The sequence below is a fragment of the Kitasatospora sp. NPDC059722 genome (assembly GCF_042733235.1).
GTDB lineage: Bacteria > Actinomycetota > Actinomycetes > Streptomycetales > Streptomycetaceae > Kitasatospora.
Genome location: NZ_JBHWGD010000029.1, coordinates 1 through 7,339, shown reverse-complemented (window position 1 = coordinate 7,339; position 7,339 = coordinate 1). Strand labels below are relative to the sequence as shown.

Here is a 7,339-nt window from a genome sequence, read left to right as displayed (position 1 = left end):
TGATCGCGGGGGGCAGTTTTTTTTAAAACCCCCCCCGGGGGGTGGGGTGCGCGGTGTGGGCCGTCGACTTGGTGACCCCCCCGCCGCCCCGACCCCCGCTGTTCACGGCCGACGGCGCACGTCCGACGGTTGGGACGGACGGCCGCCCGGGAGGGCCCGGGAGAGGCCCTGAGGGAGGCCCCGGCGACCGCCGCCGAACCTCACGGTGGGGGCTGATCGGGATTCCGTCATCGGGCTTCCGAATCCCTGTGGACAACTCGACGCCTGTGGATAAATGCGTTCACCCGGGCGGGGGGCTAATGAGCCAAGAATTGACGAACCGGGATCACGGAGATGAACCGGGGACTCCGGTCGCACTTACCGCGCGACCTCGTCGGACTCCTCTCGCGGAGCCGTCCGGCATCCCGGACCGCCGCGACGGGGGCGGCAAGTGGCCATCGGCAGGCATGAGCAAATGGCGACGCAGAGTGACGAAAGATGGTGGGCGGGCCCCGCTGCCGACACCCCCTGTACACCGCGGGCGGTCGGCCGGGCACACTCGCCGTGAAGGGCCTTCAAGCCCTGAAAATGGCCCCGGACGTGCGACGACCCCCGCCGGGGGGGAGAGCGGGGGTCGTCTATCCACAGCCCGACTCGGGGGGGAGGAGCCGGACCGGGTTAGCACGGTCGCGAACGATCCGTGACTTCCATGGTGTACCCGAGAGGCCAGAAACACAAACCCGCACGCCCGCGAGTACGCCGAATGGCGGGGTGTTTTTGCAGCTCCCTCTATCCTCGGTTCCCGTGGACACCACCGAGAACGCCGACGACCGCGCCGACCACTCCGCGGGCGGCGCCACCGGGCCCGCCGACGCTCCCGCCCCCGCGCACCCCCGGCCGGGCGGCACCCGCACGGCGGCCTTCTTCGACCTGGACAAGACCATCATCGCCAAGTCGAGCGCACTGGCCTTCAGCCGACCCTTCTACCAGGGCGGCCTGATCAACCGTCGGGCCGTACTGCGCAGCGCGTACGCCCAGTTCGTGTTCCTCGTCGGCGGCGCGGACCACGACCAGATGGAGAAGATGCGCGAGTACCTCTCGTCGCTCATCCGGGGCTGGAACGTGCAGCAGGTCCGCGAGATCGTTGCCGAGACGCTGCACAACCTGATCGACCCGATCATCTACGACGAGGCCGCCTCGCTGATCGAGCAGCACCACGCGGCCGGCCGGGACGTGGTGATCGTCAGCAGCTCGGGCTCCGAGGTGGTCGAGCCGATCGGCGCCCTGCTCGGCGCGGACCACGTGATCGCCACCCGGCTGAAGATCGAGGACGGCTGCTACACCGGCGAGATCGAGTACTACGCCTACGCCGAGAACAAGGCCTCCGCCATCCGGGAGTTGGCCGGGACCGAGGGTTACGACCTGACCCAGTCCTACGCCTACAGCGACTCCTCCACCGACCTGCCGCTGCTGGAGGCCGTCGGCCACCCGTCCGCCGTCAACCCGGACCGCGCGCTGCGGAAGGAGGCGGCGGCCCGGGAGTGGCCGGTGCTGGTCTTCGACAAGCCGGTGGAACTGCGGCGGCGGCTCCCGGAGTTCTCCGCCCCGAGCGGCTCGGTGCTCACCGCCGTGGCGGTCGGGACGGCCGTGCTGACCGCCGGCGTGATCTGGTACCTGGCCCGGCGCCGGCGGCCGACCGCCTGACGCCCGGGCCCGGAGCCGTTCGGGAGCGGCTCCGGAACGGTTCCGGGCCCGATTCGAAGCCGGCAACTCTCCGCGTTTGGGACAAAACGGGCAATTGCCGCAGACTTCTCGTTTCGGGTTCCCCTTTCGCCCGAAACGCGATACAAAGGAAACACGGCCCGCGAGACCCGGTCAGGACCGAAGAGGTCAAACCGACAACGCAGTTCAGGCCCCACGGACCGCGCGTACACGTAGCCGAGCACCCACATGCAGCCGACCCGCTGTCGGGCCGCCGGACCAGACGAACGGGCAGGATCCCCGTCTGATCGGCACTTCCGGTGCATGCTTGGTCACCCGGCACTTGTACCAGCGGCGGCACCCGGCAGGATCGGGTGCCGCCGCATCTCCGCGTCCGGACAAGACCGCTCCGGCGTCCGGACGAGACCGTTCGGTCAGACCATTCCGCGCTGCATCGCCTCGCAGACCGCCGTGCTCTCCCGCACGCCGAGCCGCAACGCCCGGCCGCAGTGCGCGATCCAGGCCCCCATGCCCTCCGCCGTCCCGGACAGGTAGCCGGCCAGCGCCCGCCGGTAGGCGTCCGTCCCGAGCTCGGCGAGGCCGACCTCGGCCGGGCAGATCGACTTCGGGTCGAGGCCCTCGGCGATCAGCACGATCCGCTGGGCGGCCCGCGCGATCACCCCGTTGTGGGCGCCGAACGGACGCAGCGCGAGCAGTTCCCCGTGGACCACCGACGCGACCACGAGGGCCGGCGTCCCGACGCCCTGCCCCTCCGCCCGCGCGACCAGGAGGCGCGAGAGCTGGTCGAGGCGCGCGGTGACCTCCTCGGCCGCGGGCGCGGGCGGCAGCACCGGCAGTGGGGCGTCCACCACGACGGCCTCGACGCTCTCCACCGGCTCCAGGTCGAGCGGGAACAGCTCCTCCGCCGTCTCGCCCGCACGCCGCGGACGACCCGCGGACGGGTCGGCGTCGCCGACCGCGAGCAGGTGCAGCCGGGCCAGCACCTGGAGCGGCGAGTGCCGCCAGATGCTGAGCAGCTGGCCGGCCTCGGCGGCGATCCGCAGGGCGGCGCCGACCGTACGGGCCCCGTCGTCCGCGCCGAAGTCGCTGCGGCGCCGGACCTCCTCCAGCGGCCAGTCAGCCCCGGCCAGCGCCGCGGAGGCGCGGGCGCCGCGCAGCGCGGACTCGGAGGTGACCTCGGCCGCGCGGCGGCGCATCACCCGGTGGCCGTAGAGGCGGTCGACGGCCTTGCGCACCTCGGCCACCGCGTCGGGCACCCCGGGGAGCTGGGCCAGCGGGGCGAGGGGATCTGTTCCAGTGCTCACCTACCCGAGAGTAATGAACCGGCCGCCCCTCCCGGAACAGCAACCCCGCATCACCCGTTAGAGGCAATCCTCACTTCCCGTCCGCGGGGACGCCCAAACCCCGGCTAGCATGGCCACTATCGGAGACGATAACGATTTCCAGTTACGTCCCGGCGCCAGTTGAGCTCCCAGGGCGAGGCCCGGGGGCGGAACCCCCGGAGCGAGAGCCCCCGAGCGAGAGCCGGAGTCCCCAGATGAAGATCGCCTTCGTCGGAAAGGGCGGCAGCGGCAAGACGACGCTGTCCGCGCTGTTCATCCGCCACCTGGCCGCCACGGGCCGGCCGGTGATCGCCGTCGACGCCGACATCAACCAGCACCTGGGCCCCGCCCTGGGACTGACGGACGACCAGGCCGCCGCACTGCCCTCGCTCGGCGCGCACCTGCCGGAGATCAAGGAGTACCTGCGCGGCGGCAACCCGTTGATCGGCTCGGCGGACGAGATGATCAAAACCACGCCGCCCGGCCGGGGTTCGCGCCTGCTGCGCATCGTCGAGGAGAACCCGGTCTACGCCGCCTGCGCGCGGCCGATCGTCCTGGACGAGGGCTCGGTGCGGCTGCTCGCGACCGGCGCCTTCACCGAGGAGGACCTCGGGGTGGCCTGCTACCACTCCAAGGTCGGCGCGGTCGAGCTGCTGCTCAACCACCTGGTGGACGGCCGCGACGAGTACCTCGTCACCGACATGACGGCGGGCTCCGACTCCTTCGCCTCCGGCCTGTTCACCCGCTTCGACCTGACCTTCCTGGTCGCCGAGCCGACCCGCAAGGGCGTCTCGGTCTACCGCCAGTACAAGGACTACGCCCGCGACTTCGGCGTGCACCTGCGGGTGATCGGCAACAAGGTGCAGGGCCCGGACGACCTGGCGTTCCTGCGCCGCGAGGTCGGCGACGACCTGCTCACGACCTTCGGGCACTCGGACTGGGTGCGGCGCCTGGAGCAGGGCGGCGAGCCGCCGCTGAGGACGCTGGAGCCGGCCAACCGGGCCGTGCTGGAGCAGTTGCTGACCGAGGTCGACGCCGCCCACGAGCGGCGCGACGCGCGACGCTACACCGACCAGGCCGTCCTCTTCCACCTGCGGAACGCGGAGAGCTGGGCCAGCGCCAAGGTGGGCGTCGACCTCGCGACCCAGGTCGACCACGGTTTCGTGCTCGGCGAGTTCGCCCACGACGGCGGGCGGCCCGCCACGGCCGGCGCGCCCGCCTGACGAACCGGCCGGACCGAGCCGCCGCACGGTACCGGAACGGGCCGTGCCCTCCCCCACCCCGGGGAAGGGCACGGCCCGTTCGACGTGTCCGGGGTGCCCACCAGCAGATTTGCGGCGGTTCGAACACCACCCAATGGGGTGAATCAGGGGCTTTTCCCCTTCCGCCACGGGTGACCGCGTGCAAAGCTTTCATTACCCTCGGTTTACCGAGTCTTGATGGTCCGTCCCGACGGCCCTCTGCGAGGCCTCCCGCTCCTCGCCGAGGCCCCTGGCGGGCCCCGATGGTCGAGGTCCGGCCGGTGACACCCGCACTCCCCGCCGCGCCCGCACCATCCCGCCACACCGTCGCGACCCACGACAGCCGATCCGCCCCGGAGCCCCACGACCGGACTCGCCGCCGGACCTGACTGCGTTCGTTCCCCCGGACAGACGGGAAGACAATGACCCTCGATATCTCCAGCGCCCCCATCGCCTCCGACACGACCGACCACGCGCCGCCGGGTCCGGGATCCGGCCCCCGCGTCCGGTGGATGCAGGACCTCTCGGCCTCCCTGGTGGTCTTCCTGATCGCCGTGCCGTTCTCCCTCGGCATCGCGCTCGCGACCGGGGCCCCGCTCACCGCGGGCCTCGCCGCGGCCGCCGTCGGCGGCATCGTCGTCGGGCTGCTCGGGGGCACGCCCCTCCAGGTCAGCGGCCCCTCGGCCGCGCTGACCGTGATCACCGCCGGGCTGATCGCCCAGTACGGCTGGCGGGCCACCTGCGCCATCACGCTCGCGGCCGGGCTGCTCCAACTCCTCCTCGGCGCACGCCGGGTGGCCCGGACGGCGCTCGCCGTCTCGCCCGCCATCGTGCACGGCATGCTCGCCGGGGTCGGGCTCGCCATCGCGATCGCCCAGCTGCACGTCGTGCTCGGCGGCTCCCCGCAGAGCTCCGCGATCGCCAACATCCTGGCGCTGCCGGGGCAGTTGGCCGGTCCGCACCCGCCCGCCGTGCTGATCGGGTCGGCGACCGTGGCCGTCCTGCTCGGCTGGCCGCGGCTCGGCCGAATCCCGGGCCGCGCCGGCGAGTTGGGCGCGAAGCTGGCCAGGGTGCCCGGACCGCTGGCCGCCATCGCCGCCGCCACGGCGCTCGCCACCGCGACGAACCTGCCGCTCGCCCACATCGAACTCCCCTCCTGGCAACCGCACTCGTTCGTCCCCGCGCTCCCGCACGGGCCGCTCGCCGGCGTGGTCGCCGCCGTCCTCACCGTCACCGCGGTCGCGAGCGTCGAGTCGCTGCTCTCCGCCGTCGCGATCGACCGGATGTCCCGCCGCACCGGCGACCTCGACCGCGAACTGCGCGGCCAGGGCGTCGCCAACGTCGTCAGCGGCCTGGTCGGCGGACTCCCGATCGCCGGGGGCGCGGTCCGCAGCACCGCCAACGTGCGCGCGGGCGGGCAGAGCAGGTGGGCCTCGGTCCTGCACGGCGTCTGGGTGCTCGCGGCCGCCGTGGCGCTGACCGGCGGGCTGCGCCGGATCCCGCTGGCCGCACTGGGTGCGCTGGTGCTGGTCGTCGGACTGCAGATGATGAGCTTCGCGCACATCCGCAAGGTCCACCGGCACCGCGAGTTCCCGGTCTACCTCACCACCGGGCTGGGCGTCGTGGTGTTCGGCGTGCTGTGGGGCGTGACGCTCGGCGCCGCCACCGCCGTCCTGCTCGCGCTCTACCGGCTCACCCGCGCCCATGTGGACGTGCTGGCCGGCCCCGACGGCTCGGTGACGGTCCAGACCCACGGCCCGCTCACCTTCACCGCCGTGCCCCGGCTGAGCCGGGCACTGGCCGGGATCCCCGCCGACGCCGACGTGACGGTGGTCCACGACGGCTCCTTCCTGGACCACGCCGCGTACGAGACGCTGCACAGCTGGCGCTCCGGGCACCAGGCCGCGGGCGGACGGGTCTCGATGGTGACGCGGCGCCAGGACGACGAGGTGCTCGACCCCGACGGGACGGTCCGCGCCGGCAGCTCCCCGGGTCCGCACCGCTGCCGGGCCTGGACGCCCTGGGTGGGCCACCACTGCATCGAGCGGCAGGAGGACCCGCACGGCCGGCTGCTCGACGGCGTCCGGGTGTTCCAGCAGCACACCGCCCCGCTGATCCGGCCCGAGCTCGCCCGGCTGGCCCGGGAGGGCCAGACGCCCTCCCAGCTCTTCCTGACCTGCGCGGACTCCCGGATGGTCACCAGCATGATCACCAACAGCGGCCCCGGCGACCTCTTCACCGTCCGCAACGTCGGGAACCTCGTGCCGGCGCCGTTCGAGCCCGGTGCGGCCGACGACTCGGTGGCCGCCGCGGTGCAGTACGCCGTCGAGGCGCTGGAGGTGCGCTCGATCACCGTCTGCGGCCACTCCGGCTGCGGGGCGATGAAGGCCCTGCTGGACGGCGTCCACGAGCGCCCGGGCACACCGACCCCGCTGACCCGCTGGCTGCGCAACGGCCGCGGCTCGCTCGACCGGCTCCGGCGGGCCCCCGCCGAGTTCGCCGAACGGCCGGTGGTGGACCTCGCCGAGCAGCTCTGCATCACCAATGTCGTCCAGCAGCTGGACCAGCTGCTGGCGAACCCGGCGGTGGAGCGCCGGGTCGAGGAGGGCACCCTGCGCCTGGTCGGGATGTACTTCGACTTCGCGACCGCCCAGGCGTACGTGCTCGACCGCGAGGCCGGCACCTTCAGCCCGGTCCAGGCTCGTCCGGCCGAGGCAGGGCCCGCCAAAGCAAGGCCCGCCGAAGCAGGGCCGGCCGAGGCGCTCGCCGGCGCGGCACCGGGCGCACCGGCGGTGTGCCCGCCCGAAGGAGTGAATGGAATCACGGACCGGGTGTCCGCCGCCGGCAGTGAGGGGGATCCCCGTCTGGCCGCCTGAGAGCCGGGCCCGTGTCCCCGCCGGGCGGGCCGGGGCACGGGCCCACCCCCTCCGACCTCCTGCGACCTCCGCGGCTTCGGCGGCGGCGCCGCTCGACGGTCGGGCCGGCCTTCCCGGTGGCCGCCGGGACGGCCGGCCCGGCGGCCCCCGCGGGGGGCCGCGGGCCGCCCCGCCACCACGACGTCCGTTCGACTCTCGG

The 7,339-nt window shown here is 73.4% G+C and carries 4 protein-coding genes; 3 read left to right on the top strand and 1 reads right to left on the bottom strand.

Annotated elements, in window-relative coordinates; genetic code table 11:
• Positions 1–783: 783 nt before the first annotated feature.
• The gene (locus ACFV4F_RS19855) at positions 784–1,683 is read left to right on the top strand and encodes an HAD family hydrolase (RefSeq protein ID WP_380445085.1); all 900 of its coding nucleotides are present in this window, start codon (positions 784–786) and stop codon (positions 1,681–1,683) included.
• Positions 1,684–2,114: 431 nt separating this feature from the next.
• Here ACFV4F_RS19855 and ACFV4F_RS19850 read toward each other — a convergent pair whose 3' ends face one another.
• A complete protein-coding gene (locus ACFV4F_RS19850) occupies positions 2,115–3,005 on the bottom strand; it encodes an oxidoreductase (RefSeq protein ID WP_380504052.1) in 891 nt (296 codons plus the stop codon).
• Positions 3,006–3,238: 233 nt separating this feature from the next.
• On the opposite strand from ACFV4F_RS19850, the gene ACFV4F_RS19845 reads away from it, so the two are divergent.
• Together ACFV4F_RS19845 and ACFV4F_RS19840 are read left to right on the top strand one after the other, a co-directional pair.
• Positions 3,239–4,246 (top strand): ATP-binding protein, encoded by a 1,008-nt coding sequence (locus ACFV4F_RS19845; RefSeq protein ID WP_380504049.1) that lies wholly within the window; start codon positions 3,239–3,241, stop codon positions 4,244–4,246.
• Between the two features lie 440 nt (positions 4,247–4,686).
• Positions 4,687–7,140 (top strand): SulP family inorganic anion transporter, encoded by a 2,454-nt coding sequence (locus tag ACFV4F_RS19840; RefSeq protein WP_380504046.1) that lies wholly within the window; start codon positions 4,687–4,689, stop codon positions 7,138–7,140.
• Positions 7,141–7,339 lie beyond the last annotated feature (199 nt).